The sequence below is a fragment of the Roseibium sediminicola genome (assembly GCF_023156505.1).
Classification (GTDB): domain Bacteria; phylum Pseudomonadota; class Alphaproteobacteria; order Rhizobiales; family Stappiaceae; genus Roseibium; species Roseibium sediminicola.
On the sequence record NZ_JALNMJ010000028.1, the window covers coordinates 1 to 26073 of the forward strand.

The 26073-nt window shown below is 62.2% G+C and carries 26 protein-coding genes; 17 read left to right on the forward strand and 9 right to left on the reverse strand.

What is annotated here, in order from left to right; translation table 11 throughout:
* Window positions 1-456 precede the first annotated feature (456 nt).
* Window positions 457-1401, forward strand: a complete 945-nt coding sequence (gshB, locus tag M0H32_RS25785; protein ID WP_248159301.1) for a glutathione synthase — start codon at window positions 457-459, stop codon at window positions 1399-1401.
* A gap of 561 nt (window positions 1402-1962) precedes the next feature.
* On the opposite strand, the gene hppD is transcribed toward gshB, so the two are convergent.
* Entirely contained in the window at window positions 1963-3075 is a 1113-nt protein-coding gene (gene hppD / locus M0H32_RS25790) for a 4-hydroxyphenylpyruvate dioxygenase (protein WP_248159303.1), read from the reverse strand.
* Window positions 3076-3202: 127 nt separating this feature from the next.
* On the opposite strand from hppD, the gene M0H32_RS25795 reads away from it, so the two are divergent.
* The gene (locus M0H32_RS25795; RefSeq protein WP_248159305.1) at window positions 3203-3676 is read left to right on the forward strand and encodes an Lrp/AsnC family transcriptional regulator; all 474 of its coding nucleotides are present in this window, start codon (window positions 3203-3205) and stop codon (window positions 3674-3676) included.
* Between the two features lie 9 nt (window positions 3677-3685).
* Here the strand turns inward: M0H32_RS25795 and M0H32_RS25800 are convergent, their stop codons facing one another.
* The gene (locus M0H32_RS25800) at window positions 3686-4213 is read right to left on the reverse strand and encodes a hypothetical protein (RefSeq protein WP_248159307.1); all 528 of its coding nucleotides are present in this window, start codon (window positions 4211-4213) and stop codon (window positions 3686-3688) included.
* Between the two features lie 164 nt (window positions 4214-4377).
* Between M0H32_RS25800 and M0H32_RS25805 the strand changes: the two genes are divergently transcribed.
* Complete coding sequence (locus tag M0H32_RS25805) at window positions 4378-5118, forward strand: tellurite resistance TerB family protein (RefSeq protein WP_248159310.1); 741 nt, start codon at window positions 4378-4380, stop codon at window positions 5116-5118.
* Window positions 5119-5269: 151 nt separating this feature from the next.
* Here the strand turns inward: M0H32_RS25805 and M0H32_RS25810 are convergent, their stop codons facing one another.
* Genes M0H32_RS25810 through M0H32_RS25820 form a run of 3 tightly spaced genes read right to left on the reverse strand, consistent with a single transcriptional unit; the run spans window position 5270 to window position 7885 of the window.
* Window positions 5270-6322 carry a TRAP transporter substrate-binding protein gene (locus tag M0H32_RS25810; protein WP_248159314.1) on the reverse strand — a complete coding sequence of 351 codons (1053 nt, stop codon included), beginning with the start codon at window positions 6320-6322 and terminating at the stop codon, window positions 5270-5272.
* Between the two features lie 52 nt (window positions 6323-6374).
* A complete protein-coding gene (locus M0H32_RS25815; protein WP_248159317.1) occupies window positions 6375-6698 on the reverse strand; it encodes a 2Fe-2S iron-sulfur cluster-binding protein in 324 nt (107 codons plus the stop codon).
* An 11-nt stretch (window positions 6699-6709) separates the two neighbouring features.
* Complete coding sequence (locus M0H32_RS25820; RefSeq protein ID WP_248159320.1) at window positions 6710-7885, reverse strand: cytochrome P450; 1176 nt, start codon at window positions 7883-7885, stop codon at window positions 6710-6712.
* Between the two features lie 140 nt (window positions 7886-8025).
* Here M0H32_RS25820 and M0H32_RS25825 point away from each other — a divergent pair, with 140 nt between their 5' ends.
* Complete coding sequence (locus tag M0H32_RS25825; protein ID WP_248159324.1) at window positions 8026-8955, forward strand: LysR family transcriptional regulator; 930 nt, start codon at window positions 8026-8028, stop codon at window positions 8953-8955.
* Here the strand turns inward: M0H32_RS25825 and M0H32_RS25830 are convergent.
* Window positions 8943-10046 (reverse strand): citrate synthase/methylcitrate synthase, encoded by a 1104-nt coding sequence (locus M0H32_RS25830; RefSeq protein WP_248159327.1) that lies wholly within the window; start codon window positions 10044-10046, stop codon window positions 8943-8945. The two genes, M0H32_RS25825 and M0H32_RS25830, sit on opposite strands and share 13 nt — an antisense overlap.
* 77 nt (window positions 10047-10123) lie before the next feature.
* Here M0H32_RS25830 and M0H32_RS25835 point away from each other — a divergent pair, with 77 nt between their 5' ends.
* The 3 genes from M0H32_RS25835 (at window position 10124) to M0H32_RS25845 (ending at window position 13656) form a co-directional block, all read left to right on the forward strand.
* Window positions 10124-11293, forward strand: a complete 1170-nt coding sequence (locus tag M0H32_RS25835) for a citrate/2-methylcitrate synthase (RefSeq protein WP_248159329.1) — start codon at window positions 10124-10126, stop codon at window positions 11291-11293.
* 188 nt (window positions 11294-11481) lie between these two features.
* The gene (rsgA, locus tag M0H32_RS25840; RefSeq protein WP_248159332.1) at window positions 11482-12576 is read left to right on the forward strand and encodes a ribosome small subunit-dependent GTPase A; all 1095 of its coding nucleotides are present in this window, start codon (window positions 11482-11484) and stop codon (window positions 12574-12576) included.
* Between the two features lie 186 nt (window positions 12577-12762).
* Complete coding sequence (locus M0H32_RS25845) at window positions 12763-13656, forward strand: AEC family transporter (RefSeq protein ID WP_248159335.1); 894 nt, start codon at window positions 12763-12765, stop codon at window positions 13654-13656.
* Window positions 13657-13731: 75 nt separating this feature from the next.
* Here the strand turns inward: M0H32_RS25845 and M0H32_RS25850 are convergent, their stop codons facing one another.
* Window positions 13732-14577: an isocitrate lyase/PEP mutase family protein gene (locus tag M0H32_RS25850; RefSeq protein WP_248159338.1), complete on the reverse strand. Its 846-nt coding sequence runs from the start codon at window positions 14575-14577 to the stop codon at window positions 13732-13734.
* Window positions 14578-14813: 236 nt separating this feature from the next.
* On the opposite strand from M0H32_RS25850, the gene M0H32_RS25855 reads away from it, so the two are divergent.
* A complete protein-coding gene (locus M0H32_RS25855) occupies window positions 14814-15461 on the forward strand; it encodes an MSMEG_1061 family FMN-dependent PPOX-type flavoprotein (protein ID WP_248159339.1) in 648 nt (215 codons plus the stop codon).
* A 1-nt stretch (window position 15462) separates the two neighbouring features.
* On the opposite strand, the gene M0H32_RS25860 is transcribed toward M0H32_RS25855, so the two are convergent.
* Both M0H32_RS25860 and M0H32_RS25865 read right to left on the reverse strand, forming a co-directional pair.
* On the reverse strand, window positions 15463-15930 hold the full coding sequence (locus tag M0H32_RS25860; protein WP_248159341.1) for a DUF1203 domain-containing protein: 468 nt from the start codon (window positions 15928-15930) through the stop codon (window positions 15463-15465).
* 107 nt (window positions 15931-16037) lie between these two features.
* Window positions 16038-16445 (reverse strand): GNAT family N-acetyltransferase, encoded by a 408-nt coding sequence (locus M0H32_RS25865; RefSeq protein ID WP_248159343.1) that lies wholly within the window; start codon window positions 16443-16445, stop codon window positions 16038-16040.
* Between the two features lie 191 nt (window positions 16446-16636).
* On the opposite strand from M0H32_RS25865, the gene modA reads away from it, so the two are divergent.
* The 9 genes from modA to M0H32_RS25910 all read left to right on the forward strand — a co-directional run bounded on the left by modA (window position 16637) and on the right by M0H32_RS25910 (window position 26068).
* On the forward strand, window positions 16637-17395 hold the full coding sequence (modA, locus tag M0H32_RS25870; protein ID WP_248159345.1) for a molybdate ABC transporter substrate-binding protein: 759 nt from the start codon (window positions 16637-16639) through the stop codon (window positions 17393-17395).
* A 47-nt stretch (window positions 17396-17442) separates the two neighbouring features.
* Window positions 17443-18150, forward strand: coding sequence for a molybdate ABC transporter permease subunit (modB, locus tag M0H32_RS25875; protein WP_248159347.1), 708 nt, complete (start codon window positions 17443-17445; stop codon window positions 18148-18150).
* Window positions 18143-19255, forward strand: coding sequence for a molybdenum ABC transporter ATP-binding protein (gene modC, locus M0H32_RS25880; protein WP_248159350.1), 1113 nt, complete (start codon window positions 18143-18145; stop codon window positions 19253-19255). The genes modB and modC overlap by 8 nt, the downstream gene beginning before the upstream one ends.
* Before the next feature lie 59 nt (window positions 19256-19314).
* The gene (locus tag M0H32_RS25885; RefSeq protein WP_248159353.1) at window positions 19315-21099 is read left to right on the forward strand and encodes a sensor histidine kinase; all 1785 of its coding nucleotides are present in this window, start codon (window positions 19315-19317) and stop codon (window positions 21097-21099) included.
* A 13-nt stretch (window positions 21100-21112) separates the two neighbouring features.
* Complete coding sequence (locus M0H32_RS25890) at window positions 21113-22447, forward strand: sigma-54-dependent transcriptional regulator (RefSeq protein WP_248159355.1); 1335 nt, start codon at window positions 21113-21115, stop codon at window positions 22445-22447.
* Between the two features lie 258 nt (window positions 22448-22705).
* Entirely contained in the window at window positions 22706-23137 is a 432-nt protein-coding gene (locus tag M0H32_RS25895; RefSeq protein ID WP_248159357.1) for a carboxymuconolactone decarboxylase family protein, read from the forward strand.
* A 14-nt stretch (window positions 23138-23151) separates the two neighbouring features.
* The gene (sigJ, locus tag M0H32_RS25900; RefSeq protein ID WP_248159359.1) at window positions 23152-24063 is read left to right on the forward strand and encodes an RNA polymerase sigma factor SigJ; all 912 of its coding nucleotides are present in this window, start codon (window positions 23152-23154) and stop codon (window positions 24061-24063) included.
* Between the two features lie 249 nt (window positions 24064-24312).
* Window positions 24313-25320 carry a DctP family TRAP transporter solute-binding subunit gene (locus tag M0H32_RS25905; protein WP_248159361.1) on the forward strand — a complete coding sequence of 336 codons (1008 nt, stop codon included), beginning with the start codon at window positions 24313-24315 and terminating at the stop codon, window positions 25318-25320.
* A gap of 127 nt (window positions 25321-25447) precedes the next feature.
* Window positions 25448-26068 (forward strand): TRAP transporter small permease, encoded by a 621-nt coding sequence (locus M0H32_RS25910; RefSeq protein WP_248159363.1) that lies wholly within the window; start codon window positions 25448-25450, stop codon window positions 26066-26068.
* The last annotated feature ends 5 nt before the right edge of the window (window positions 26069-26073 follow it).

Here is a 26073-nt window from a genome sequence, read left to right on the forward strand (position 1 = left end):
CTTGGACGTATCCATTCCAACACGGCTAATATTCTTCATGGACGGCTCCATCGTTTGAGATCATCAACAACCTCATTCTGGCACATCGATGCCGTAGGGGCCGTCCACCCCAACAGGACTCCTCTTAGGTGTTTGTTTGGCTGCAACAAATGATGAGGGTTCCTGGGTCCCCGCTTCCGCATGCCTTCTGCTCTTTCACGACGTCATCCCATGGCTTGACCATGGGATCCATGCCGTTCCGGTTCAAAAGGGTCTGTCGGGCATTCGGGGCAAGGCAACGGCATGGATTGCCGGATCAAGTCCGGCAATGACGAAGGTTGCGAGAGGCCTGGCGGGGCCTGTCCACTGTTGCCTGACACCGCCCCCTCTGGACATTCGTCCACCCGCACCGCATATCTGGACCAACCGTTCTGAAATCCCAATGGCGCTGAAGCGCCGCCCGCCGGGAGTTGCCTCATGGCTTTGAAAGTTGCGGTCCAGATGGACCATATCTCGACCATCAACACTGCCGGCGACAGCGCCTTTGCGATGATGCTGGAGGCGCAGGCGCGAGGCCACGCGCTCTTCCACTACACGCCCGACCGCCTGGCGCAGCGCGGCGATGATGTCTTCTGCGCGCTGGAGCCGGTCGAGGTTCGCGACGAAAAGGGCAATCACTTCACGCTCGGCGAAAAACAGCGTTTCAACATGCGCGACATCGACGTGGTGCTGATGCGCCAGGACCCGCCCTTCGATCTCTCCTATATCGCCGCGACGCATATCCTTGAGAAGATCCATCCCGAAACGCTGGTGGTCAACGATCCGGCCGAGGTCCGCAACGCGCCGGAAAAGCTGTTTGTCACCGAATTTCCCGACCTGATGCCGCCGACGCTGATCACCCGGGACCGGGCGGAAATCGATTTCTTCAGGGAAGAATATGGCGACATCGTCATGAAACCGCTGTTCGGCCATGGCGGCGCGGCCGTCTTCCGGATCACGCAGGACGATCTCAATTACGGCTCGCTCTACGATTTCTTCGCCGCAACCTTCCGCGAACCCTGGGTGATCCAGCAGTTCCTGCCGAATGTGAAACACGGCGACAAGCGCATCCTGCTGGTCGATGGGGAATTTGCCGGCGCGGTCAACCGGGTGCCGGCGGCCGGAGACCTCCGCTCCAACATGGTCCGCGGCGGCGCGCCCACCGACAGCGACCTGACCGATCGCGAACGCGAAATCTGCGCCCGGCTCGGGCCATCGCTGAAAGAAAAAGGCCTCATCCTGGTCGGCATCGACGTGATTGACGGCATGCTGACGGAGATCAACGTCACCGCCCCGACCGGCATCCGCGCTATCCGCAATCTCGGCGGCCCGGACGTCGCCAAGATGGTCTGGGACGTTCTGGAAGCGAAGGTGAAGGCCTGAGCGCAAAAAAAACCTCCGCGTGGGCGCGGAGGTATAAGAGTTTGTGCTTAGACAATGCAACAGAGGGCCTACTCGGCAGCCTCTGTCAGTAAAACCCTTGCCCCTCCGACTTCTTCCTTAACGAATGGAAAATTCGTTTAAAGACTCGTGCCCAATGTGCTGTTGGGATGGAAAAGGGAAATGAAATCAATCTGTTGCTGTCTCGAAAAAACATAAGCTTTTTTACGGATTGCCGGGAAGCCTTGGCTGAAAAGGCTTTTTGGTTGGCAGTTTGGCCAGTTGGTCACACACTCGCAGCCCGCTCAGGTGTCACCCCGGCCTTGAGCCGGGGCCTGCTCGCCGCGCCGCTTGCGCAAGCCTCCGGATATCTGCCGCGTAGGCTGCTGCACAAAAATTCTGCTCTGGAAATGAGTGGGTCCCGGATCTCCGCTTCGCTGCGTCCGGGATGACACCCGGGTGTGTGGAGGCGGTTCCCCGGGTCCGATGATCCAGTCCCCAAAAAGATCAAGGCCGCTTCTCCTTGCGGGAAAAGCGGCCTTCCAAAGCAACCGGCAAGTGGGATTACTCGGCGGCTTCAGTCTTGAGCACGCCGCGTCGGATCTGATCTTCCTCGATCGATTCGAACAGGGCGCGGAAATTGCCTTCACCGAAGCCTTCATCGCCCTTGCGCTGGATGAATTCGAAGAAGATTGGACCGATCACGGTCTTGGAGAAGATCTGCAGCAGGATCTTGGTCATGCCGCCATCGACGACGCCCTCGCCGTCGATCAGGATGCCGTGGCGCTTCATGCGTTCGATCGGTTCGCTGTGACCGTTCACGCGCTTGTGGGAACGCTCGTAATAGGTCTCCGGCGGGCCGGGCATGAATTTCAGCTCGTTTTCGGCCAGCTTGTCGGTGCTGTCGTAAATATCGTCCGTGCCGACGGCGATGTGCTGGATGCCCTCGCCGTTGTATTTTTTGAGGTATTCCTCGATCTGGCTGGTGTCGTCCTTGGACTCGTTCAGCGGAATGCGGATCTTGCCGCAGGGGCTGGTGATCGCCCGGCTGACGAGGCCCGTGATACGGCCGTCAATGTCGAAGAAATGGATCTGCTTGAAGTTGAACAGGTCGCGGTAGAAGTCCCACCACTTGTCCATGTTGCCGCGATAGACATTGTGGGTCAGGTGGTCGAGATAATAGAAACCCACGCCTTCCGGCTTCGGATCGAACTCGCGCAGCCAGGTGAATTCCTTGGAATAGGCCGAGCCCTTGTCGCCATAGGTGTCGACAAAATAAAGCAGCGAACCGCCGATCCCGACAATCGCCGGAACGTCCAGGGTCTTGTCGTCCCCTTCATAGGGTGTTGCGCCCTTGGCAACGGCGTGATCGAAGGCTTGTTTGGCATCGACCACGCGCCAGGCCATGGAAGGCGCGCACGGGCCGTGCGTGTCGACGAATTTCATGCCGAAACTGCCCGGCTCGGCATTCAGCACATAGGTAACGTCGCCCTGGCGGTAGAGCGTGATGTTCTTGGACTTGTGTTTGGCGACCGGCACATAGCCCATCTTGCGGAACAGAACGTCCAGCGCCGCCGGGTCCGGATGGGAGAATTCGACAAATTCAAAGCCGTCCGTTCCGGCCGGGTTTTCCGGCGTGATTTCGGCAGGCGGTGCATGATGCGGAAACGGTCCCATGGCTGGCAGTCCTCTCGAAGGAATTCATTTCTCACAGGATGCCGGTAGCTACGCGCAGTGTGTGTGCAATCCACGTGTTTTCGCGTAAGATGTTGCACACAATGTGCGTCAAGAAGTGAGTTTGCGCATGACTGTTGCTCTGGATGGCTTTGATGTGAAATTGCTGGCGGCCCTGCAGGACAATGCCGCTCTGACCAATGCCGAACTCGGCGAGATTATCAGCCTCTCCGCCAGCCAGGTGTCGCGCCGGCGCAGCAAGCTGGAGGAGGCCGGGGTGATCCGCGGATACCGCGCGGCGCTCGACCCGGAAGCGCTGGGCCTGACGGTCACGGCCTTTGTCGGGGTCACGCTTGGCGCGCATTCCAAGGAAAACGCCCGCAAGTTCCGCAACATGGTGAAAGCCATGCCGGAAGTGCAAGAGGCGCATACGCTGACCGGCGATCTCGATTACATGCTCAAAATCGTGGTGGCGGACCTGAAAGCGCTCAGCAACATCATCAATGACGAGCTCTTGCCCCAGGAAGCGGTCCACCATGTGCGCTCGTCGATCGCGATGGAGACACTGAAGGACGACAATCTTTTGCCGCTCGGATCGTCCTGAAAGAGAGGGTCAAAGACCGAACAGCTTGATCAGGTCCGACCAGAAATCCTTGCGCAGCCCAGGCAGGTCCGGTGCGGCGTTGCCGAACGGGTCCGACAGGCAGATGTCGGTGTAACCCTGCTGCGCGGACAGGAGACAGGTGTCCGGCTGACACGAAAAGCTGTCGGCCATGTAAAGCCGCTTGCCGGCGTGGGTCCTGAAGATCAATTCAGGCAGTCCGGCAGCGCCTTTCGAGACCAGGACATAGGTCGGATAGTCTTCGCCGCGCGGCAGGCCTCTGTCCTGGACGGCGTGGATGGTCACGGACGCGTCCGGTCTGGTTTCCGGCGAACAGCCCTTGACGTGAAACGCAAACAGGCGGCCTGTTGTGCTTTCGCCCGCTTCCGCCAGGATCTTCGCGAACTGGAGGCTCCCTCCCTCACTGTCAAACGGGGCATAGGCATCCGCGGCATCGTTGACGGAAAAGGCCGAGGCAGTCGGTTCTGGCAGCGTCAGCGTCAGCGCCAGGAGCAGAAACACCGGGAGAAGCCGTCGCACTGGAACGTTTCGGATCAAATCAAACCTCGCATGTGCCGGTTCGCGTTGATTGAGCCCGGCCGTCGTCAAGCAGATGTAACGCAAACTTGCGCAGCTTGCAGAAAATCCCATTTGATAGGACGGTGAGTTTTGCCCGTGTCAGGGATCATTTTGAGGAGCCAAGAATGTTCGACGCAAAATCCTTGCTGGATCAGTTTCTGGGAAGCCAGGCCGGCGGCCCATCCGGCCAGCGCGGCTCCGGCCGAGGCGGTTCGGGAGACCTGCTCTCCCAGGGCAAGGATTTTCTGTCATCCCAGGGCGGAGGCCTTGCGCTGGGCAGCCTCGCCGGGCTGATGCTGGGCACCAAAAGCGGCCGCAAGCTCGGCAAGAAGGCGGTTACCTATGGCGGCCTCGCGCTGGTGGCGGGCCTTGCCTACAAGGCCTATCAGGGGCACCAGGCCAACCAGCAGAATGCCCCGCGCCCGCAATATCCGCAGGACGAGCCGATCCCGATCGAGGCGCCGCGCGGCACCGCCTTCGATCCGTGCGAGCATCCGGGCGGCGAACACCAGGTCGCGATCGACCTGCTCTCGGCCATGATTGCCGCGGCCAAGGCCGACGGTCATATCGACCGGGATGAACAGGACAGGATCTTCGCCAAGATCGACGAGGCCGGCCTCGACAGCGAGGCCAAGGCTTTTCTGATGGACGAATTGCGTTCGCCGCTTGACCTCGACAAGGTCGTCGCCAGTGCTACCTGCCAGGAAACGGCTGCCGAGATCTACGCCGCTTCGCGGCTTGCCATCAATCCGGACCATCCGGCCGAACAGGCTTACCTGCAGATGCTTGCCGCGCGGCTTGGTCTGGAACAGGGCCTGGTCGAAGAAATTGAGCTCGCCGTACGCGAAGCGGAGATGGCGAACTAACGCACACGCAAAAAAAGATCCGGGCGCTCCGAGCTGCATGTTTCGGAACGCCCGGATAACCGGCCCGCAACGCACGGACGTCGCGATGGCAAACCGTGCGTGGGCTAAAAAAGCACCGGCCCTGTGGGGGAGCCGGCGCCACCCGGACCGGCTATTGCGTCGTGTTTTCGGCGATCAGCTCCATCGCCCGCTCATAGAGCTTGCTGCCGTCGAGACCCTTCTCATCCATCTCGACGATCCATTTTTCCCTGGTGGGGGCGGCGGCTTCCTTCCAGCGCGCGATCTCTTCATCAGAAAGCTCAATGATGTTGCCGCCTGCCGCAACCGCCGCATCGCGCGGTCCGGCATCGTCCAGTTGCATCTGTTTACCGGCAAAGGCGGAGAGTTCCAGGCCTGAATTCCGGTCGATCACCTCTTTGAGGTCATCGGGAAGCGCGTCATAGGTGGCCCGGTTCATCGCCAGCACGAAGGCGGCCGTGTAGAGAGGATCATCGCCGAAATCCGTGTGGTTGCTGACCAGCTCGTTGATCTTGAGCGCTCCGGTCACCTCCCACGGCACCACAGTGGCGTCGATTACCCCCTTGGAAAGCGCTTCGGGAACCGCCGGAACCGGCATGCCGACCGGCGTCGCGCCAAGCGACTTGAACATGTCGTTGGTGACGCGCGTGGGTGCGCGCAGCTTGACGCCGTTGAGATCGTCCAGGCTGTCGATCGGCTCCTTGGAATGGATCAGCCCGGGTCCGTGCACCCAGAGGCCGAGCACCTTCATGTCCTTGAAGTCTTCCTCCAGCATGGTTTCCTCGGCCAGTTGCCAGAAGGCGCGCGAGACGGCCTCGGCATTGGTCATGACAAAGGGCAGCTCGAACACTTCCGTCCGCGGGAACCGGCCGGGCGTGTAACCGGGCAGGGTCCAGACGATGTCGGCGACGCCGTCGATGGCCTGGTCGATCAGTTCCGGCGGCTTGCCGCCGAGTTGCATGGACGGGAAGTGCTGGATTTCGATCCGGCCATTGGATTCTTCGTTGATCTTGGCCATCCACGGTTCAAGAATGTTCTTCGGCACGCTCGCCTGGGCCGGCAGCATCTGGTGCAGGCGCAGCGTCACGTCCGCAGCCTCCGCAGGTGCTGATGTTCCCCCCAGCAGGCCGGCGGCAGCCAGGATGGTTCCAGCGACGGCCAGCCTCAATTTCCTGTTTTTGTGCATGATTTCCTCCCTTTCTTGTCTCGCCCGCCCGCAGCTTGCTCCCGCGCGGTGCTCAGGCCTGTTCTTCCGGCAAATGCACGACAAGCCCATCCAGCTCGCTGCTGAGTTTCAGCTGGCACGACAGGCGCGAGGTTTCGCGCAGTTCCGCCGCTGCGCATTCCAGCATGTCTTCCTCGCCGTCAACGCGCGCGCCGGTCTTGCCGGCCCAGGCCTCGTCGACATAACAATGGCAGGTGGCGCACATCATCGCGCCGCCGCATTCGGCGAAAATGCCGTCGATGCCGTTGTTGACGGCGGTCTCCATCACGCTGGCGCCTTCTGCGGCGTCGAGTGTGGTCTGGCCGCCGTCCGGCTGGATGAAGGTGATCTGGACCATGGTTTTCCTCCTCAGCTCAGCCTGACCGGCAGGTTCAACGGCCCCCGGAAGCCGAAGCCGCTCCAGACGACATCCTCCGCCCTGTCCAGCTTCATGTTCGGAAAGCGCTCGAACAGCATCGGCAGCAGGATTTCCCCCACGGTCCGCCGAGAAATATGGGCGCCGGCGCAATGATGCGGCCCGCTGCCGAAGGCCTGGTGGGGCGCCTTCTTGCGGAAGACGTTGAAGCTCTCGCCGTCCTCGTAAAGGTCCTCGTCCCGGTTGGCCGAAGCCTGGATGGTCATCAGCGTCACGCCTTCGGGAATGTCGATCCCGTCGATTTCAAGATCGCGCGTGACCCGGCGCGACGAGGCCTGGATCGGTGCGACCCAGCGAACGCCCTCCTCGAAAGCTTCCGCCCAGGCTTCCTGACGCTTGACCTCTTCCAGCTGGTCCGGATTGGTCAGAAGCCCAAAAAGGATGGTCGCCAGCGCGTCCCGCGGTTCGTTGATGCCGCCGCCAATAGCAATCTTGATGTTTGCGTAGACCTGGCTCATCGGAATCGGGTTTTTCGCATTCAGCATCACCGAGAGGGCGGAATTGTTCGGCTCCGCCCGGTGACGATCCAGGAGACTGTCAAAGACCGCGTCCATCTCGGCATTGGCCGCATCGGATTTTTCGAATGGCTCGTCCGCGAAGCCGAAATTGCCGGCGCCGTCGATCAGGGTCTGCGACCAGCGCTGCATGTCCGCGTCGCTGACCTCGTCAAGACCCAGAATATGCGCCAGGATCCGGGCCGCGATCGGCCCGCACAGCGCGGTAAAGAGGTCCACGGTTTCGCCGCGCGGCAGCCGGTCCAGATAGTCGGTTGCTATGGTCCGGTAGAGATCGGCCCAGTCCGTCTTGATGACCTTGGGCGAAAAGGCCGGCTGCATGGCCATGCGTTCGCGCCGGTGTTCCTCGCCGTCCTTGCGCATCAGCGTATGCGCCAGGAAGGCCCGGCGCATCGGGGTGACGGGATCGTCGGAGCTGAACAGTTCCGGATCGTCCTTCACCATCTTGGTGTGCTTCGCCTTGGTCAGAAAGATCCGGCGCGCAGCCGGGACTTCCACAATTGGCGTCTCAGCGCGCATCCGCCGGTAGACCGGATAGGGATCCCGCGTCAGGTCCGCCAGGGTCAGGGTCTCATTGACCGGTGCGACCGCCATGTGCCTTCTCCTCCCAAATCCGGCAGAAGGCGACTGTAGATCGCCCCCATAAAATCAAGCAATGCGATTGACTTTATAGTTGCGATCTAATTTTTTGATTTTACTGCCTGGAAACGGCACAGCTGCCGGAAGGAGGACCTGTGACGAAACCCGTCGATCCGCTGGACATCGATTTTCGCGCCCTGCAGGTTCTGATCTGGGTGCACCAGTTCCGGTCCTTCACCCGGGCCGCCGAGGAACTCGGCGTCAACCAGTCGGCCGTCAGCTATACGATCAACAAGCTGCGGGAGGTGTTCCAGGACCCGCTGTTCGTGCGCCAGTCGCGGCGCCTGCACGTAACGCAGCGCTGCGAGGACATCGTCCAGCAGGCCAAGAGGCTGACGGTGGAATTCCGGCAACTGACCGCGCCGCCCGAGTTCGACCCAAAAACGGCAGCGCAGAAATTCGTCATTGCCTGCAATTTCTATGAACGCGTCCTGATCATTCCGGACATCGTCAAGACGCTGACACGGGAAGCGCCAAATCTGGAGCTTGAAATCATCGATGCATCCGGGATCGGCCATGAACGCCTGATGCGCAACGAGGCCGATCTTCTGATCGGACCGTTTGAGCGCTCGGACCCGCAGTTTTACAGGCGTGACCTTTACCGGGACCGCTATGTCTGTCTGTTGGACCCGGCCCATCCGATGGCGGACGAGCCGTTGAGCCTGGAAGATTATCTGGGCCTCGATCATGTGCTGGTCACCTATGGCGGCCAGTGGCGCTCGCGCTACCTGATCGAACTGGAAAGGCTGGGCAGGGAGTTGAAGGTTGTCCTGCGGGTGCCGAGCCCGGCCGGCCTTGAGCAGTTGGTGCGCGGCTCAAATCTTGTCGCAACCGTCCCGGAGCGTCTGTCCAAAGCCGTCAGTGCCGGGCTCCGGACGATCGCCTGCCCGGTCGAAACCTCGGTCACGATCGGGCTGGTCTGGACGGCGGTCAATCATCGTTCGCCAGTGCATATGTGGGTCCGCGACATGATCTACCGCCTGAACAGCAGGACGCGGACCCTTGAAGACGCTCAGGCGGGTTGAGGCCCGACATAGCGCGAGGACGGCCGGATCAGCTTGCCGGTCGCCTGCTGTTCCAGCACATGAGCACACCAGCCCGGGGTGCGGCCGGTGGCAAAGAGCGGCGTGAACAGCGTCCGGTCGATGCCGATCGCGTCCAGAAGGACTGCGGTATAGAACTCCACATTGGTGTCCAGCGGCCGGTCCGGCTTGGCCTTTCTGAGAGCGGCAAGGGCTGCCTTCTCGATGCTTTCGGCAAGCCGCACCTTCGGATTGTCGGCGCCGAGCTTGCGCAGGCCCGCCTTCAAAACGTCGGCGCGTGGATCCCGGGTCCGGTAGATGCGGTGGCCGAACCCCATCAACCGCTCCTTGCGCGCCAGCGCATCCGTGATCCAGGCGTCCGCGTTTTCCGGAGTGCCGATGGCATCGATCATGTCGAGCACCGGTCCAGGCGCGCCGCCATGCAACGGGCCGCTGAGCGCGCCCATGGCCCCGAGCACGGCCTGTTTCAGGTCCGCCTGGGTCGAACCGATCACCCGGGCCGTGAAGGTCGAGGCGTTGAGGCCGTGATCCAGGATGGTGACGAGATAGCGGTTGAGCGCATCGGCATGGGCTTCAGGCGGCGTTTCCCCGGACAACATGCGCAACAGGTCGGTGGCCGTTTCCAGGGTGCTGTCCGGAGCGAGCGGTGTCAGCCCGTTGGCGATCCGGTGGGACGCGGCCAGAAACACCGGAAGGGCACCGCTGACCGCGATTGCCGCCGGGATTTCGCCGGTGACCGGCAGGGCCGCGAGCCCGAGCTGCATGCGCTCATAGACGGAAAGTTCCGGGGATGCCGCCTCCAGCAAAGGCACCACCTGAAAGGCCGACCGGCGCGCTTCGCCGAAGGCAGCTCTGAGAGCGGACGCACCCGTGATATCGAAATCCCGCCAGAGATGGGCAACGGCCGATTCAAACGGCATCTTGCCGGCGATTTCCTCGATCCTTTGGCCGCGCAGGATCAGAATACCGTTCTGGCCGTCGACATGGCTGAGGGCTGTGTTGGCTGCGACGACCCCCTCCAGACCGGCAATCGGGTCCGGGGTCATCCGGGCGGGACTTGGCGCTTCTGTCATGGGTCTCTCCTTTGTGGTTGGAGGCCAGATAGAAGAAGACAATTGCATTGATCAATATTGATACATAAAATCAAGTTATGACCAAGCCGATTTATCTTTCCGCTCGCGAGGCGGCCGCCGAGCTCGGCGTCCAGCCAGCCACCCTCTATGCCTATGTCAGCCGGGGTCTGATTACCTCCAGCGCCGGGCCGGGCAAGAAACGCCGCTACGATGCCGCCGAGGTGCGCCGGCTCAAGGGACGCCGGGCGGCCGACGATCACACCGGCGCCCGCCCGCTTACCGGCGATCCGGTGCTGGAAACGGAGCTCACGCTGATTTCCGAGGAAGGTCCTGTCTACCGGGGCCGGCGGGCAATCGATCTGGCGGAAACCTCGACACTGGAAACCGTGGCGACGCTGCTCTGGAACTCCGAGCGCGATCCTTTTGCCGAGGAGGCGCCCCTGCCGCCGCCGGACTTGCCCGCCGGTCTCGGGGCGCTCGACCGGCTGATGATGGGGCTCGCCGCCTGGCCGCTTCAGGACCGCGCTGCCTACACCCAGGCACCGAAACTTCTGCAGGCCAAGGGCGCGGCGCTGTTGCGCTATTCCGTGGCGGTGCTTTTGAACGCGGACCCGGTCGCGGTGCCGATCCACAGCCAGATCGCCAAGGCCTTCGGCGTGTCGTCCTCGGCGAAAAACGTCATCCGAGCCGCACTGGTGCTGTGCGCCGATCACGAACTCAACACCAGCGCCTTCGCTACCCGTTGCGCCGCCTCCACCAGGGCGCCACTGCATGCCGCGCTCATCTCCGGACTTGGGGCCTTTGCCGGGCCGCGCCACGGCGCCGCCTCCGACCGGGCGACCGCCTGGCTGTCGACGGTGACACCCGAAACCGACATTGAGGCAAAACTGTCCGACCGGCTCAGCCGCGGCGAACCCCTGCCCGGCTTTGGCCATTCCATTTACGGCGATGAGGACCCGCGCGCGGAATGCCTGCTCAAGGTTCTCTACCGAAGCGAGCCGGACCACCCTTTCGTCCAGCGCCTGCCCGGCCTGGTCGGTGTCGCCCGGGACTTGTTCGGCGTCGCGCCGAATGTCGATCTGGCACTGGCGGCGATCCAGAAGACTTATGATTTGCCTCGGGACGCCGGCAAGATCATCTTCTGCGCCGCGCGCATGACCGGCTGGATCGCCCATGCGCTTGAACAATATGCGGCTCCCGAACAGATCCGCCCCCGGGCAGCCTATGTCGGCGAGCGGCCGGAATAAGCGCCGGCGGGCTTGAAAACCCGTCAGGCAGCGGCTACCTGAAAGGCACGCACATGTCGTGCGACCATGGAGACTTGATGTCAGAGATTGCGTGATCCGGCTCTCTTAAAGAGCGGAGAGCCGAAAATACATGAACCGGTGCCCGGCGCGGGCGCCTGATTACATGTGTTTAAATCACGAGACATCCAATGCCACGGAACTATTCCGACTTTTTCCCTTCGGCCCCAAAACCGAATCCGCAAGATCAGCAGGTAACGCCTCTTCAGGCGCTTGGCTGGCAACCCTTTTTCACCCAGCAGACCAGCGCCGACGCGCTTGAGCAGACCCCGCCCGTTCGGGTTGTCGAAGTCCATCGCAATGCGCTGCATTTGATCGGCGACGGCATCGACGCGACCATACCGCCGCGCATCGAGGCAACGGTGGGCGACTGGGTCCTTCTGGACCGGGACCAGCCGGCGGCCAGCCTTGTTCTGGAGCGCAAGAGCCTGCTGAAGCGGCGCGCACCCGGCTCGGACCGGCAGATCCAGCTGATCGCCGCCAATATCGAGACGGCCTTTGTGGTCTCCTCCTGCAATCCCGATTTCAACATCGCCCGCCTGGAACGCTACATCGCGCTGGCCTTCGAGGCTGAGATCACGCCGGTGATCGTGCTGACGAAATCTGATCTTGCCGACGTTCCGGAGGCTTATCTCGATCAGGCCCGGGCCATCTCGGACCTTGTTCCGGTCATCACGCTGGATGCAAGGGGTACGGAACCGCGCGAAAAGCTGGCCGCATGGTGCAAGCCCGGTCAGACCGTTGCGTTTCTGGGCTCTTCTGGCGTCGGCAAGTCGACCCTGACCAATGCGCTCGCCGGGACAGAGGAGATCGCGACGCAGGCGATCCGCGAGGACGATGCCAAGGGCCGCCACACCACCACCCGCCGCCAGCTGCATCGGGTTCCGGGCGGCTGCCTGGTGCTGGACACGCCCGGCATGCGCGAGTTGCAGCTGACCGACGTCGCCTCGGGCATCGACGACCTGTTTGCGGACCTGAATGCGTTGGCAACGACCTGCCGGTTCAAGGACTGCAAGCACGAAAGCGAGCCTGGTTGCGCCGTTCAGGCGGCGATCGACGAAGGTGACCTTGACCCGTCCAGATTGACGAGATGGCGCAAGCTGAAGGCCGAGGAAGCCTTCAATTCCGCCAGCCTTGCCGAACGCCGCTCGAAGGATAAGGCTTTTGGCAAGATGGTCCGGGGTATCATGAAGGAGAAGAAACAGTCGAAGTGGAGTTCCGACTAGCCATCTTCAGCCGCCCCGGAACTTCGCGTTTCTCGGGGCGGCCGAAACTGGAGGCCAGTAACGTCTTGCCCCCGCCGGCGGGGCAGAGAGGGCGCCAAACGGGTTCTTAATGTCTTGAAGGTGGAATGACGTCTGGCTTGGAGAGGATTTGCGTTCCGGTCCAGGGACCTGAAAGGGGGAAAGCGGATGTCGACAATCTTCGATCATGTCGTCAACGTCATGCTGCCGGTGCTCCTGTGCGTTCTGCTCGGCTATGCCCTTGCCAAGATCAGGGCACCGTTCGACCGGAAGCTGTTCGGCGCATTGGTCGCCAATGTCGGTTATCCCGCTCTGATCCTGTCGCACCTGGCCAAGGAGCACATTCAGCTCCACACCTTTCTCACCGTTATGGCCGCCGCCGCGGGGCTCGTCCTGCTGCTCTGCATCCTCGGATTTGGCGTCCTCAAGATTCTGCGTCTGCCCATCAAGGCCTATCTGGCGCCGATGATGCTGATCAATGTCGGCAATATCGGCTTGCCGGTGGCGACGCTGGCCTTCGGTCCGGAAGGAGCGGCTGTTGCCATCGGCTTTGTTGTCGTGGTGCTGGTCGCCATTTTTACGATCGGCCAGGCACTGCCGATGGGGCGTCCGGATTTTGCCACGCTGGCGCGTCAGCCGGTTGTCTACGCGGTCGCGCTCGCACTGTTTCTCCTCGCCACGGGACTGAAGCTGCCAGGGCCGGTTGACCAGAGCCTGACGATCCTGGCGGGTCTGGCCGTGCCTGTCATGCTGCTGACCCTTGGATACAGCCTGGCAACGCTTGAAACCGGTGGGCTCGTGCGGGCCTTTTTCCTGTCTGGCCTGCATATCGTCAATGGCATCATTGCCGCCTTCGTCCTGACGAGCGTTTTGACGCTGGATCCAAAAATCGAAAGCGTGATCGTGCTGCTGTGCTTCATGCCGCCCTCGGTCGCAAGTTACCTGGCGGTGGCGCAGTACCAGCCCGACGATGCTCCCGGCGTTGCCGGCTTCATCTTTGTGTCCACGATCCTGACGCTGGTCACGCTGCCGCTCGTGCTGACCTACTGGGCCACAGGCTGACCGCCGTCAGGCCCGAGGCGTCTTCCGGCGTCGCCCGGGTCAGTCCCTTGGGCACAGCAACCGCAGTCATGAAAGTCAGGGCCTCGCTTTCATGAAGGATTCGAAATCGGGCAGGCCTTCCGGCATGGTTTCGGCTCGGTCGAAACAGCCGAACGTGCCGCCGTCCTTCATATCCTCCGCAGCTGAAATAAAGGCATCAAAAGCAATTCGGGCAAGACCCGCGCCGATCGAGACCCGTGTCACGCCCATGTCGCCCAGCTCCTTGCGGGTGAGATGGAAATTCTTGCGGCCCGCGAGAATGTTCAAAGGCGCATCGACCGCCGCCAGAACCTTGGAAATCTGATCGCGGTCCTTCAGTTGCGGCGCGTAGACGCAATCGGCACCGGCCGCCGCGAAATCGTTGAGCCGCTTGATGGTTTCCTCAAGTTCATAGTCGGACTGAACTGGCCCCTCGCTGCGCGCGGTCAGGACGAAATCGGGCGCCAGCCTGTTTTTGGCGTCGACAGCAGCCTTGATTCGTTCAACCGCGAGATCCAGGTCATAATAGGGGTGTCTGGGGTCCTGGCTGTAGTCTTCGATCGAGCAGCCCGCCAATCCGACCTCGATGGCGCCTTTCACCGTTGCCACGACGTCGTCCGGACTGTCGCCAAAGCCGTTTTCCAGATCACCATTCACCGGAAGATTGGAGGCGCCGATGATTTCGGCGGCATGAGCCAGGGCGTCGTCCCGCGTGATCAGGCCTTCCGCGTCTTTGACCCCCCGTGTCCAGGCATAACCCGCGCTGGAGGTGGCCAGGGCGTCGAAGCGCAGGCCATCCAGGATCCGGGCGGTGCCGATGTCGAAGGGGTTCGGCATCAGGAAAGCCCGCCCTTGTTCATGAAGGGCCTTGAAGGCGGCTCGGCGGTCTGCTGCGGTGGACATGGCCAGATCTCCCTGGGATTGTGTTCTATCAGATTACATCTTGAGCGTTTGGTACGGCAATGCGGCTCCTTTATGCGTTTCGCGGTGATGTGTCGGAAAGCACCAGTTTAACCGGAAATTAAGAGCCAGTTCGAAAAAACTCCGGTTGCAGGCGGGACTCGTGTCAGCGAGACGTCAAAGCGCGACAGTCGAGTTGCACTCCCTTGCAGGGCCAGGCGAGGACACCGGAGGACAGAATGCCGGACCCAGGAAATCCTTTTTCGGATTTTACCGACACGATCGAGACGCTTGAGCAGTTGGAGGCGCATGCCGGGACGGCACCAGAAAAGGTCCGGGTCAAGGAAATCACGACTCTGGATGACCTCTGCCGCGACTTCATTGCCCGTGCGCCCTTTTGTCTGATCGCGACTTGTGACCCGGACGGGGTTCTCGATGTCAGTCCGAAAGGGGATCCGGCGGGCTTCGTGCGGGTTCTGAGCGACACGCTTCTGGCGATACCGGACCGGCCGGGCAACCGCCGTCTGGACAGCTACCACAACCTCTTGAAAGATCCCCGGATCGGACTGATCTTCCTGATCCCGGGCAAGGGCGAGACCCTGCGCGTCTCCGGTGAAGCGAAGATCGTCAAGGATGCGGCTCTTTTGGAAACGATGCGGGTCGACGGCAAGGTGCCGTCAATGGCGCTGGCCGTTCATGTGACGCGCGCCTTCATGCATTGTCCGAAGGCGATGATCCGATCAAAGATCTGGCAACCGGAGACATGGAAAAACGCCGATGACCTGGGCGACATCGGCGATGCCATGATCAAGCACGGGAAGCTCACACAAAGCCCGGAGGCGCTTCTGGAAGAAGCCACCTCCGAGGGATTGCTCAGGCTGTATTGAGTCAGGACCAGGCGGCCCGGGTCACCTTCGCGGCAAAGCAGCCGCGGCGGGCGAAGTGCAGGTGGATGTAGTCGACCTGCGGATTGCCGAAGAATGTGATGATCAGGCTGTCGACTTCACGGCCTTCGATGACATCCGCGTCGATCATTTCATGGCCCCGGTTGAAGGCCCGCACCGACAGCAGGCGGCAGGCGATCACTTCCGGCACCGTGCCGGCTTCCGGATGGCGTTCCTTGGCGCCGTCGGCGACAAAGATCGCGTGACGCGAGCGATAGGGCGTTTCGCCCGGCTGGTGCTCGAAATTCATCAAGAGGACACGGGTGCCTTCGGCGACATCCTCAAGGGAGACCCGGCAGGGAAAGCCACCGTCGGAATAGTGAACCTGAATGTTTTTCTCGGCGAGCTCGGCGTCGCTCAGGCCGAAGAGATGGGAGAATTCGGTTACGGGAAGGGGCTGGATCTGAAACATCTTGGGATCTCCTCATGTGGTTTGAGGCGACATTAGGAGACCTGATAAGGGCGGACGACCCGATTTGCGAGCGCCTTGAATTTTCAAAAAAATATTTGCGCTGTAGCTCAGCGCCCGCGGCGCCACATGCCGATGGAGGCAGGTGCCGTCTCCCTGAAACCGAATTGCGCATAGAGCCGGTCCGCAGGCAGGTCGGCGATAAGGCTGACATAGACCGAGGCCGGCAATTCGGCCTCGATGAATTGCTTCAGCGCGGCCATGATGGTTTTGCCGAGCCCGCGGCCCTGATAGGCCGGCAGAACGGCGATATCCGTGACTTGCACGGCGAGACCACCGTCGCCGACGAGGCGCCCCATGCCGACCGGCGTGCCGCCGTCGAACAGCATCACGCCAAAAAGACTGTTTTTCAGACCGAGATCCGCCGCTTCGCGTTCGTAGCCGCTCAGGCCCGCGCTCTTGCGCAGCATGAGAAAGGTGTCCGTGTCCGGAATCTGCGGTTTCAGCTCGATGGTCATGGTGATCTCGGTGGAATGCGAGGCGAAAGGAGATCGCAAAAGCGATTTGGGGCTGAACCATAGGAGAGGCCGGCCTTGAAGGGCAATCTGAAATTGCGCCGGGATCTGCAGGGTCCTATGCGCGGTCCACACTCTATTGAAGCACCCTTGAGAAGGACTTAGGTAAAGAGGTCCGAAGGAAAGAGGTCTCCATGTTCCGTCGCCTGCTTCTTGTAGTCGTGTTGACGTTGACAGCGCTGACGCCTGCGCGCGCCGAGCAGCCACTGACGGTTTTTGCCGCCGCCAGCCTGCGTGAGGCCATGGAGGCGATTGGCAAGGCGTTCGAAGCGGAGACCGGAACCGACGTGGTGTTTTCCTTCGCGGGGACCGGCACGCTGGCACGGCAGATTGAGGCAGGCGCCCCGGCGGCGGTTTTCCTGTCCGCGGACGAGGCCTGGATGAATTATGTCCGTGATGCGGGCGCGGTCGAGGCGAACACGATCCGTGGCTTTGCCTCCAATACGCTCGTGCTCGTCGGACCGAAGGGCAGCGCGCCTCTAACCCCGTCGCCGGACGGCCTTTCTGAGCGGCTTGGCGGCCACCGCCTGGCCATGGCCGATCCGGATACGGTGCCGGCAGGTCGCTACGGCAAGGCCGCGCTGGAGGGTTTTGGCCTCTGGTCCGCTGTCTCCGGGTCCGTTGCGCCCATGGAAAACGTCCGGGTCGCGCTGACGGCGGTCGCCCGCGGCGACACACCGCTCGGCCTTGTCTACGCAACCGATGCCCGGGTCGAACCGGGTGTTTCCGTTCTCTTTGAATTTCCGCAGTCAAATCACCCGCCGATCCGTTATCTGGCGGCGCTCACCGGCGAAGGCGATCAGGAGACTGCGTCCGAATTCCTGTCATTTCTGTCGGGCCCGGATGCACGGCAGATCTTGCGTTCCTTCGGGTTTGTGGCCGATAACGGCTAGGGGCCGGTGCAACAGGTCCCTGACTGGAACCAACAGACTGAGCACACGTGGAATTTTTCTCCCTCCAGCCCGGTGAATTGCAGGCGCTTCTGCTCACGCTCAAGGTGGCGGCAACCGCCCTCATCGTTGCGCTGCCGATTGCTGTTCTGGTTGCCTATCTGCTGGCGCGCACCCGGTTTGCCGGACATGGCATCGTCAACGCTCTGGTGCATTTGCCGCTCGTCCTGCCTCCCGTGGTCACCGGCTATGTTCTGCTCCTGACCTTCGGCCGCAAGGGTGCTGTGGGCACCTTTCTGGAAAACACGCTTGGCTTCAGCTTCGCTTTCAACTGGACCGGTGCGGCGCTCGCCGCCGGCGTGATGGCCTTTCCGCTGATGGTCCGGCCGATCCGGATCTCCTTCGAAACCGTCGATCCGAAGCTGGAGGAAGCCGCCAAGTCGCTCGGAGCGCACCGGCTGACCGCCTTTTTCACCATTACGCTGCCACTGGCCCTGCCCGGCGTTCTCGGCGGCGCCATTCTGGGCTTTGCCAAGGCGATGGGCGAATTCGGCGCCACCATCACCTTTGTCTCCAACATTCCCGGCGAGACCCGTACCCTTGCGCTGGCGCTCTATACCGCGACCCAGACCCCGAGCGGCGATCTGGCCGCCTTTCGCCTGACCGCGATCGCGCTTGTGGTTGCCTTTGCCGCGCTGATCGCCTCCGAATTGCTGGTCCGCCGGCTGCGCAAGCGTGTTGGAGGCGGTCATGCTTGACGTCGACATCACAGGCAGGGTCGGGGCCATGGAACTTCAGGCGGCGTTCAAAAGCAGTGGCGGCGTGACCTCGCTGTTCGGGCAGTCGGGCGCCGGCAAGACCTCGCTCACCAACATGATCGCCGGTCTGCTGACGCCTCTGCGCGGGCGGATTTCCGTCAACGGCACGACGCTGTTCGATGCCGGCAAGGGCATCAATCTGTCGGTCCAGAAGCGCCGCGTCGGACATGTTTTTCAGGACGCGAGGCTGTTCCCGCATCTGAGCGTCAAAGCCAATCTGACCTATGCGCGCTGGGCTGGCCGCCGGCCGGGGACGCGCGACATGGATGAAGTGGTCGACCTGCTTGGTCTCGGCAATCTGCTCGAGCGCATGCCGGGCACTCTGTCCGGCGGTGAAAAACAACGTGTTGCCATCGGCCGGGCGTTGTTGTCCGACCCGCGCCTGTTGATCATGGACGAACCGCTGGCCAATCTGGACCAGGCCCGGCGCAACGACATCCTGCCTTATCTCGACCGGCTCTGCGTGGAGGCCGGGATCCCGATCCTCTATGTCAGCCATTCCATCGAGGAAGTCGCGCGGCTCTCCAACACGCTGGTGATCCTGTCGGAGGGAACCACACCGGCCTTTGGTCCGGTGGCGGACATGCTGGCCCGCACCGATCTCGGCAAAGCCACCGGCCGCCATGAGGCCGGTGGCCTGCTTGAAGGCAAGGTTGCCAGGATCAATCCGGACTGGGGTCTGACGGATGTCGATATCGGCGGCGCTGTCTTGCAGATTCCGGACATGGCGGCCGAAGTCGGTGACGCGGTGCGCCTGCGCATCCGGGCCAGGGACGTCGCGCTGGCGCTTTATCCGCCTGAAGGCCTGTCGATCCGCAACGCTTTCGAAGCGACGATCAGCAGCATTTCCAGCGAAACCGGCCCCTATGCCGAGATCCTGTGTTCCGTTCAGGGGCAGACCTTGCGGGCGCGCATCACCCGGGCGTCGGTTGCCGATCTCGATCTTTACCCGGGCAGGAATGTCACGGTGCTGATCAAGAGCGTGGCCATCGACCGGAGGCAAAGGACACAGATGCACGGTGAGGGTGCAAAGGTTCCGCTCTGACGTGCAGGGCGGCCGATGGAACGGCTTCACGGATCAATCGGCGTGACTATACTGGCGTCATGATAGGAACACCCCTGCGTCGCTCCTGGCGCAAGCTGAAAATCGGAATTGCTGCGTCGCTGGTTCTGGCGACGCTGCTGGTCCTGTGGCTGACGGGGCTTGCAAGTCTCAGGATCACCCTGGCGGAGCTGGAAACAGGCGCGCGCGCCAATCTGGCGGTACAGACGGCGGTTCTGGAGCGGCTTCTCGACAAGTTCCGCCTGCTGTCGCCGCTGCTGGCGCGTGGACCCGATATCGGCGATCTTTTGTCGGGCGGTGGCCGCCATCTCGACCCCGGCATCACCGCGATTGCCGCCGGCATGTCCGGCGCGGAGGAAATCTGGCTGATGGATGCGGATGGTGCTGTCGTCGTCTCCAGCCACGCCGGTGTGCCGACAAGTTCCATCGGCGGTGCCGAGCAGATCCGGCAGGCCTTCGAGCAGGCCAAGCTGGGGCAGCTCGGGCGCCAGTTGATTCCGGGAACCCCGGATCAGGTCTCAAATTACGTCTTCGCCTCGCCGCTTCGCCGCGGTACCGAAATCATTGGCGTGCTGGCCGTGCGTGTCAGTCTCGACGATGTCGAACAGGCCTGGGCGCTCAGCAAGGACACGATCTTTGCCCTCGACACAGACGGCCGTGTCGTGGTGAGCAACATGCCCGACTGGCGCGGCAAGACACTTGAGGAACTCAACCTTGGACGCGACATCACCGGCCTGTCCGTCGTTGAAAGTCTGGAACTGCTTTTGCCCGCCGCATCGGTTGCCGACACCCATTTGCAATTGCGGCAGAACGTGGCGGTCCTGGGCTGGCAGGTGCACTCCCTGGTCGATATCGGCGATGCGCGCCAGCGGTCCGGCTGGGCCATGCTCGTGGCGCTTCTGGTTTGTGTGATCGCGGCCGGGGGACTCGCCATCCTGGTCGCGCGCCGGGCCGAATTCGCACGCCAGGAACGGCGCACCCGCGCCGAGGCGCTGCGGCTGGAACGGCGCGTCCAGAGCCGGACGTCGGACCTGCGCAAGGCGAATGTGCGCCTGGAGCGCGAGGTGCGTGAACGCGAACAGGCGGAAGCCGATCTGCGTCTGGCGCAGGCCGAACTGGTTCAGGCGGCAAAGCTGGCGACCCTCGGGCGCATGTCGGCGGCGCTCAGCCATGAATACAATCAGCCGCTGGCGGCGATTCGCTCGGACGCGGAAATCGCCGGCATGCTGATCGAGCGCGGCCGGGCCGACGAGGCCAAGACCAATCTCGGCCGGATCGAAGGCATGGTCACCCGCATGGCCGAGATCGCCAAGACGCTGAAGGGCTTCACCCGCAAATCTGGCACCGACATCAAGCCGGTGTCACTGCGCCAGGTGGTCGATGAGGCGACCCTGCTGCTGCAGCCCCAGATCAAGCAGAAACAGGTGCAGTTGGACCTGGTTCTCTCCGAGGAGGACATTATTGTCCGGGGCGGACGGATCCGGCTGGAACAGGTGGTGGTCAATCTCCTGTCCAACGCGGTCGACGCGGTCGCCGGCAACCCGGTTCCGACCGTTTCGCTGGCGCTCCGCCGGGAGGGCGAGGAAGCTGTGCTGACGGTGACCGACAACGGTCCGGGGATCGATGCGGACGTCCTGCCACAGATCTTCGACCCGTTTTTCACCACAAAGGATGTGGGAGCGGGCCTGGGCCTGGGCTTGTCGATTGCCTACAAGATCGTTCATGACTTTTCCGGGTCGCTGAAGGCGGCCAACCTCGACCGGGGCGGCGCCATGTTCATCATGCGCCTGCCGGTCGCCGACGAACGCATTCTGGCGGCGGAATAAGAGAAAGACGCATATGGATCAGGCGACGGTTCTGCTGGTTGACGACGAAGAGGATCTGCGCGAGTCCCTCACTCAAGGGCTGGAACTCTCCGGCCAGGCGGTTTTTGCAACCGGCACGCCGGAAGCGGCGCTGGAGCGCATCAGCCGGGATTTCTACGGGGTTCTGATCACCGATATCCGCATGCCCGGCACGGACGGCTTCCAGGTCATGAAAAAGGCCTTCGAAATCGATCCGGCCCTGCCCGTCGTGCTGATCACCGGCCATGGCGACGTTCCGCTTGCCGTGGAGGCGATGCGCGCAGGGGCCTATGATTTTCTGGAAAAGCCGTTCTCGGTCTCGCATCTCGCCTCGGTGGTCGAGCGCGCGCTCGACAAGCGCCGGCTGGTTCTGGAAAACCGCAAGCTGCGTGAGGAACTGGCGGACCGGACCGGCCTTGAAAGCAGGCTGGTCGGGCGCACACCGGCCATGGACCTGCTTCGGCGCAACGTTACGGCGCTGGCCGCGACCGATGCCGACGTCCTGATCCTGGGCGAGACCGGCTCCGGCAAGGAGGTTGTCGCCCGGGCGCTGCATGACGAGGGCCCGCGCCGGGACAAGCCTTTCGTGGCGCTCAATTGCGGTGCCCTGCCCGCCGAAATCATCGAATCGGAACTGTTCGGCCACGAGAAGGGCGCCTTCACCGGCGCCAGCGGCCAGCGCATCGGCAAACTGGAACATGCCCATGGCGGCTCGGTGTTCCTGGACGAGATCGAATCGATGCCGCTGGAGCTGCAGGTCAAGCTGCTGCGGGTGATCGAAACCCGCACCATTGAACGGCTCGGCTCCAACAAGGCGATCGAGCTGGATGTCCGCTTTATCGCGGCGACGAAGGAGGATCTTGAAGCCGCCGGCAAGGCCGGGCGCTTCCGGCTGGACCTGTTCTACCGGCTGAACGTGGTCAATGTCGCGATCCCGCCCCTGCGCGACCGTCTACAGGACATCCCGCTGCTGTTCCGGCACCTGGCGGTGGAAGCGCGCGCCCGCTACCGCCGGGAAATCCCGGACATCAACGAGGACTATCTGGCCGGCCTTATGGCGCGGGACTGGCCCGGCAATGTCCGCGAATTGCGCAATGTCGCCGACCGCTTCGTGCTTGGCGTGGAACAGGTCACCGGACCGGTCGGCGCGTCGGGCGCCACGCTGTTCGATCAGGTGGGGGCCTATGAACGTGCGCTGATCGCCACCGAACTCAAACGCAATGACGGCGCCATCAAGCCGACCTATGAAAATCTCGGCCTGTCCCGCAAGGCGCTCTATGAAAAGATGCGCAAATACGGCCTCGGCAAGGATGAGGTTTTGCCGACGTGATTGTTCGAGTGGTCGCGATGAAGTGCCCCGAGGTGATGCAACGGCATGGATCCCATGGTCAAGCCATGGGATGACGGGGAGATCCGTAGGCTGCATTTGCGATGGTTTTGATTTTTTCGTCATTGCAGTGGGCTTGACCCTGCAATCCATGCCGTTGCCTTTCGGCAACCTCAAAAATTTGCATGTGCCATGTCACAAACCGGTCTTGTCAGTCGTCATCCTGGTGTCAAACCCCGTAACTTCGATTGGAAGACACCCATGACGCACGCAACTGCCATCAACCATTATGAAAACGTGCCGGACATCGTGAAGCGCTTCGTGGCGGCGAGCGGTGAGATCGGCAAGGCCGATCTGGAACCGGGATTGCGCCACCTGATCGACCTGCGCGCCTCCCAGATCAACCAGTGTGCCTTCTGTGTGAAGATGCACACGGAAGAAGCTCTCAATGATGGCGAAAGCCAGGAACGGCTGCAACGCGTCATCGTCTGGCGCCACGTGGACGATTTCACGCCGGCCGAACAGGCGGCCTTTGCCTGGACCGAAGCCCTGACCAGCCTTGATCCCAAGACCGACTATGAGGTTTTGCGGGCGGATCTGCGCAAGTATTTCACCGAAGCGCAAATCAGCGCGATCACCGCGGCGGTCGCGATGATCAACCTGTGGAACCGCGTTCAGGTTTCCAACCACTGACAGGCGGCGGCAGCATGGATCGTTCAGACAGAAGCACCTTCGACAGCCTTCGCCCGCGCCTCCTGGGTCTTGCCTATCGCATGCTCGGCTCGATGGCGGATGCCGAAGACGCGGTCCAGGACACCTTTCTGAAATGGCAGGCCGCGGACACCGCCGGGATCGCCAATCCGGAGGGTTACCTGACCACGGTCTGCACCAATTGCTGTCTGGATGCCCTGAAGGCCGCCCATCGCAAGCGGGTCGACTATGTCGGCCCGTGGATCCCGGAACCGCTCCAGATCGACGCCGGGTCGGACCCGGAAGCCGATCTGGAGCGGGCCCAGTCGCTGACGACCGCCTTTCTGCTGCTCATGGAACGGCTCAGTCCGAAGGAACGCGCCGCCTATCTGCTGCGTGAGGTCTTCGGCAAGCCCTATGGCGAGGTCGCGGCCGCCATCGGCGTCAGCGAAAAGGCCTGCCGCCAGCTGGTGTCCCGCGCCGGCAAGCATGTCCAGTCACCGTCATCGCGTTTTGTGCCGGCGCCCGACCATCAACAGCGCATGCTGGATGCCTTCATGAGAGCAGTCGAAAGCGGCTCAACGGAGCAGCTCAGCGGATTGTTGTCGGAGTCCGTGCAGTTCCAGTCGGATGGTGGTGGCAAGGCAACAGCGCTCGGGCGCATTCTGGAAGGGCGTGGTGATGTCGCCAAATATGTCGCCCGGATCATGTCGCGCCTCTGGGATGGCGGTCCCGTCCGGATCTGCAACATCAATGGCGTGCGTGGACTGGTCCTGCTGCAGGACGAGCGCATCGAATCCGCGCTGACCCTCGGTTATGACGGCGATGGCCGAATCGACCGGATCTTCATCATTCGCAACCCGGACAAGCTGGCGCGGCTCGAAGTGCCGCTACAGCATGACCTGAAAAGCGGCGCTCTCTGGCAATAGGGACAGGCTGTGACGCCTGCGATGTGTCGAAATCGACACATCGGACTTCCGGCATGTGTCGCAAGCAACCCATCCCTTACGGAACCAACCGGGCTGGGTTTGCGGGAAACTTTTTGTTAACCTGCGGAAACCGGCGCTTTTTCAGAAGCTGGCCCCACTTGGCACGCGCTTTGCCAAGAGGGAGCCGACCAGCCACCGCGCTGTCCGGCCCGAATGGCCGTCATACTGAAATGTCTGGGAGGACATCCGATGAAAAAATTCGCTCTCGCCGCAGCAACCGCGGCGTCTCTTGCCTTTTCCGCGAACGCCTACGCGGCCGATGCCTGTGATGACGGCGAAATCGTCATCAAGTTCAGCCACGTGGTTGCCGCGACCGGTCACCCGAAAGGCGACGCCGCCACGCTTCTGGCCGAACGCGTCAACGACGAGATGAACGGCACCGCCTGCATGCAGGTGTTCCCGAACTCGCAGCTTTTCGACGACGACAAGGTCATGGAAGCCCTGCTGCTCGGCGACGTCCAGCTGGCCGCACCGTCCCTGTCCAAGTTCGAAGCCTATACGCTGAAGTTCCGCCTGTTCGACCTGCCGTTCCTGTTCCAGGACCTGAAGGCCGTTGACCGCTTCACCACCGGCCCGGACGGCAAGGAACTCCTGAACTCCATGACCGACTACGGTTTCCAGGGCCTCGGCTACTGGAGCTCCGGCCTGAAGCAGTTCTCGGCCAACAAGCCGCTGCTGGAACCCACCGATGCCAAGGGCCTGAAATTCCGTGTTCAGACGTCCGACGTTGCCGTCGCCATGATCGAAGCCATGGGCGCCAACGCTCAGAAGCTCGCCTTCAAGGAAGTCTATGGCGCGCTGCAGACCGGCGTTGTCGATGGTCAGGAAAACTCCTGGTCCAACATCTACACCCAGAAGTTCTTCGAAGTGCAGGACGGCATCACCGAAACCAACCACCAGCTGCTGGCCTATCTGCTCGTCACCTCCGACGAATGGCTGGACAGCCTGGACCCGGCCGTGCGTGACCAGTTCCTGGCCATCGTGGAAGATGTCACCGCAACCGCCAACGGCAAGGTCGCCGCGAAGGAAGCCGCAAACCGCCAGAACATCCTGGACACCGGCGCCACCATTCGTGAACTGACCCCGGAACAGCGCAAGGCCTGGGTCGACACCATGAAGCCGGTTTGGGAAAAGTTCGAAGGCGACATCGGCAAGGATCTGATCGACGCCGCTACGTCTGCCAACAACGCCAGCTGACGGCGAACGAAACCAAGACGTGGAAGGGCCGGTTCGACCGGCCCTTCTGCCAAGGTCCTGAGGCCGGGACGGCTGCCTGAGCCGTCCGGCCCGCAACAAGTCAAGAGACCTATTTCGGGGGAAACGCATGCAACGCGTCGACAATTGGGTCACGCGCTTCGAGGAAGGTGTTCTCGCCTTTCTTCTGGCGGCCATGACCATCGTATCCTTCACCCAGGTGGTGGCGCGATACGGCTTCAATTCCGGTTGGACCGGTGCCCTGGAGCTCACACGTATCCTGTTCGCCTGGCTGATCCTGTTCGGCATGAGCTACGGCGTGAAAATCGGCTCACATCTGGGTGTCGATGCTGTCATCCGGCTGTTTCCGAAACAGATGTTCCGTGCCGTTGCCGTGTTCGGCGCGCTGTGCGGCGTTGTCTATGCCCTGACGCTGCTCTGGTCCGAATGGCTGCACATCTTCGGTCTCAACACCCGGGGCGGGGCCATCGACTACTGGATGAAGATGTACAAGATCGGCATCGGCCTCGACGATCTGCGTTACCCGGAAGTCATCATCGAGAATTTCGGCACCCAGGAGCGCGTCCAGCGCTGGATCGCCTATCTCATCCTTCCCATTGGCCTGGCTCTGTTCCTGTTCCGTTGTGTTCAGGCTGCCTGGCAGATCATCACCGGCGAACGCGAAATGATGATCGCGGCGCATGAGGCGGAAGACCTCGTGGCCGAAAACAAAGACGTTCTGAAGGACTGAGGCCG

Coding starts and splice junctions, on each gene's coding strand:
- M0H32_RS25795 (WP_248159305.1), top strand. CDS start 3,203: ATGACTGTTGCTCTGGATGGCTTTGATGTGAAATTGCTGGCGGCCCTG.
- M0H32_RS25905 (WP_248159361.1), top strand. CDS start 24,313: ATGAAAAAATTCGCTCTCGCCGCAGCAACCGCGGCGTCTCTTGCCTTT.
- M0H32_RS25835 (WP_248159329.1), top strand. CDS start 10,124: ATGACCAAGCCGATTTATCTTTCCGCTCGCGAGGCGGCCGCCGAGCTC.
- M0H32_RS25850 (WP_248159338.1), bottom strand. CDS start 14,577: ATGTCCACCGCAGCAGACCGCCGAGCCGCCTTCAAGGCCCTTCATGAA.
- sigJ (WP_248159359.1), top strand. CDS start 23,152: ATGGATCGTTCAGACAGAAGCACCTTCGACAGCCTTCGCCCGCGCCTC.
- M0H32_RS25890 (WP_248159355.1), top strand. CDS start 21,113: ATGGATCAGGCGACGGTTCTGCTGGTTGACGACGAAGAGGATCTGCGC.
- M0H32_RS25815 (WP_248159317.1), bottom strand. CDS start 6,698: ATGGTCCAGATCACCTTCATCCAGCCGGACGGCGGCCAGACCACACTC.
- modC (WP_248159350.1), top strand. CDS start 18,143: ATGCTTGACGTCGACATCACAGGCAGGGTCGGGGCCATGGAACTTCAG.
- M0H32_RS25885 (WP_248159353.1), top strand. CDS start 19,315: ATGATAGGAACACCCCTGCGTCGCTCCTGGCGCAAGCTGAAAATCGGA.
- M0H32_RS25895 (WP_248159357.1), top strand. CDS start 22,706: ATGACGCACGCAACTGCCATCAACCATTATGAAAACGTGCCGGACATC.
- M0H32_RS25810 (WP_248159314.1), bottom strand. CDS start 6,322: ATGCACAAAAACAGGAAATTGAGGCTGGCCGTCGCTGGAACCATCCTG.
- hppD (WP_248159303.1), bottom strand. CDS start 3,075: ATGGGACCGTTTCCGCATCATGCACCGCCTGCCGAAATCACGCCGGAA.
- M0H32_RS25820 (WP_248159320.1), bottom strand. CDS start 7,885: ATGGCGGTCGCACCGGTCAATGAGACCCTGACCCTGGCGGACCTGACG.
- M0H32_RS25910 (WP_248159363.1), top strand. CDS start 25,448: ATGCAACGCGTCGACAATTGGGTCACGCGCTTCGAGGAAGGTGTTCTC.
- M0H32_RS25855 (WP_248159339.1), top strand. CDS start 14,814: ATGCCGGACCCAGGAAATCCTTTTTCGGATTTTACCGACACGATCGAG.
- M0H32_RS25830 (WP_248159327.1), bottom strand. CDS start 10,046: ATGACAGAAGCGCCAAGTCCCGCCCGGATGACCCCGGACCCGATTGCC.
- gshB (WP_248159301.1), top strand. CDS start 457: ATGGCTTTGAAAGTTGCGGTCCAGATGGACCATATCTCGACCATCAAC.
- M0H32_RS25865 (WP_248159343.1), bottom strand. CDS start 16,445: ATGACCATCGAGCTGAAACCGCAGATTCCGGACACGGACACCTTTCTC.
- modA (WP_248159345.1), top strand. CDS start 16,637: ATGTTCCGTCGCCTGCTTCTTGTAGTCGTGTTGACGTTGACAGCGCTG.
- M0H32_RS25805 (WP_248159310.1), top strand. CDS start 4,378: ATGTTCGACGCAAAATCCTTGCTGGATCAGTTTCTGGGAAGCCAGGCC.
- rsgA (WP_248159332.1), top strand. CDS start 11,482: ATGCCACGGAACTATTCCGACTTTTTCCCTTCGGCCCCAAAACCGAAT.
- M0H32_RS25860 (WP_248159341.1), bottom strand. CDS start 15,930: ATGTTTCAGATCCAGCCCCTTCCCGTAACCGAATTCTCCCATCTCTTC.
- M0H32_RS25845 (WP_248159335.1), top strand. CDS start 12,763: ATGTCGACAATCTTCGATCATGTCGTCAACGTCATGCTGCCGGTGCTC.